Consider the following 1,961-nt stretch of genomic DNA (forward strand, 5'->3'; position numbering starts at 1 on the left):
GGGCCGGGGGCAGTACCTTGGCGACCAGCTTGGCCAGCTCCCGCAGCGCCTTGCCCCGGTGACTGACGGCGTCCTTCTCCTCGGGGGTCAGTTCCGCGTTGGTCCGGTTCTGCCCGTCACCCAGGAAGATCGGGTCGTACCCGAAACCACCCTCACCCCGGGGCGCCCGGAGCACCCGGCCCGACTGCCGGCCGTCGACCAGGTGCTCCTTGCCACCGGGCAGGACCAAGGCGACGGCGCAGACGAAAGCCGCCCCACGGTGCTCGTCCGGTACGTCGGAGATCTGGGCGAGTACCAGGTCCAGATTGGCCCGGTCGTCGCCGTGCCCACCGGACCACCGGGCGCTGAACACCCCCGGCATTCCGTTCAACGCGTCGATGGCGAGACCGGAGTCGTCGGCGATCGTCGGCAGGCCGGTACGCCGGCACCCCTCCCGGGCCTTGAGCAGGGCGTTCTCCGCGAAGGTCAGGCCGGTCTCCGGTACCTCCGGGTACTCCTCGACGTCGTCGAGGCCGACGAGCGCGATCCGGTGCGCGCCGAGCGCCCCGTCGAGGATCCGCTGCAACTCGATGAGCTTCTTGCGGTTCCGGGTGGCGAGCAGGACCTTGTTCATGACAGTGCCTTCCGCTGAGCCTCGGTCAACTCCATGCAGCCGAGGACACCCAGGTCCAGCAGGGCATCCAGCTGGTCCCGGGCGAACACCCCGGCCTCCCCCGTCCCCTGCACCTCGACGAAGTCCCCGTCGCCGGTGCAGACGACGTTCATGTCCACGTCCGCCGTCACGTCCTCGGCGTAGTTCAGGTCGAGCCGGGGCTCCCCACCGATGATGCCCACGCTCACCGCAGCCACCGACCGGTGCATCACCTTCTCCGGCTTGCCGGCGAGGGCCTTCCGCTCACCCAGCCAGGTAACCGCGTCGTGCAGGGCGACGTAGGCCCCGGTTATCGCCGCCGTGCGGGTACCACCGTCAGCTTGGAGCACGTCACAGTCGAGCACCACCGAGTTCTCGCCGAGCGCCTTCAGGTCGATGCAGGCCCGCAGGCTGCGCCCGATCAGCCGGGAGATCTCGTGGGTACGCCCACCGATCCGCCCCTTCACGCTCTCCCGGTCGGAGCGGGTGGTGGTGGCACGGGGCAGCATCGAGTACTCGGCGGTGACCCAGCCCAGCCCGGAGCCCTTGCGCCAGCGGGGCACCCCCTCGGTCACGCTCGCGGTGCAGAGCACCCGGGTTTCGCCGAACTCGACGAGTACCGAACCCTCCGGATGGATGCTCCACTTCCGGGTCAACGTCACCGGACGGAGTTGGTCGGGCTGCCGCCCGTCAGGTCGTGCCATGCAGGAAGCCTAAGTGGTGGCCGTGGCCCGGTCCTCCGGGGTGTCCGTTCCGGACACCTCTGCCCGGAGACCGGAGCCGAGAGACCGGAGACCGGAGCCGGGAGCCGGGAGACCGGAGGCGGGAGACCGGAGGCGGGTTCACCGGTCGCAGCGGTGGATCGAGGTGTGCACCATGATCTGCCGGTTCTCGATCTCTCCCGGTTCGGTCCCCTTGAGCAGGTACGCCTCGACCTCGCACCCCTCGACCACCCAGGTCCAGGTGCAGCTCTGGTCGTGGTCCGGTTTGTCGGCCAGGCAACGGCCGACGTCCTGCATGGTGGTGTTCGCCAGGCCGGCAGCGGTCAGCCAGGTGTGGATCCTCTCGGCCGGGGTCACCGGGCAGACGCCCTTCTCGCAGGTCAGGTAGTAGACCACGACGAGTGTCCCGGTACCCTCCCGGATCTCCGGTTCCCCCCGGGTGAAGCCTTCCGGCACCCGGAGATCGCGGAAGATCTCCTGACGGTGGGCCACCTCCCGCTTCGGCTTGAGATAGCCGAACCAGGCGAACCCTCCGCAGCACGCGACCAGGCCGAACGCCACGACCAGGGCCAGGGTCAGCCCGATCGGGAACCCCCGACGTCGACGGA

General features: G+C 69.7%; 3 protein-coding genes. All 3 read right to left on the bottom strand.

Translation table 11 applies throughout. The features are described from left to right. Nucleotides 1-613: RdgB/HAM1 family non-canonical purine NTP pyrophosphatase (rdgB, locus tag GSF22_RS33145; RefSeq protein WP_208817850.1), on the bottom strand; the 613-nt coding region annotated here is incomplete at its 3' end. After that, complete coding sequence (gene rph, locus GSF22_RS33150; protein ID WP_208817851.1) at nucleotides 610-1,335, bottom strand: ribonuclease PH; 726 nt, start codon at nucleotides 1,333-1,335, stop codon at nucleotides 610-612. The genes rdgB and rph, both read right to left, overlap by 4 nt. Before the next feature lie 138 nt (nucleotides 1,336-1,473). Next, on the bottom strand, nucleotides 1,474-1,961 hold a 488-nt coding region (locus GSF22_RS33155), incomplete at its 5' end, for a hypothetical protein (protein ID WP_208817852.1).

Source organism: Micromonospora echinofusca (assembly GCF_017614955.1).
Lineage (GTDB): Bacteria > Actinomycetota > Actinomycetes > Mycobacteriales > Micromonosporaceae > Micromonospora > Micromonospora echinofusca_A.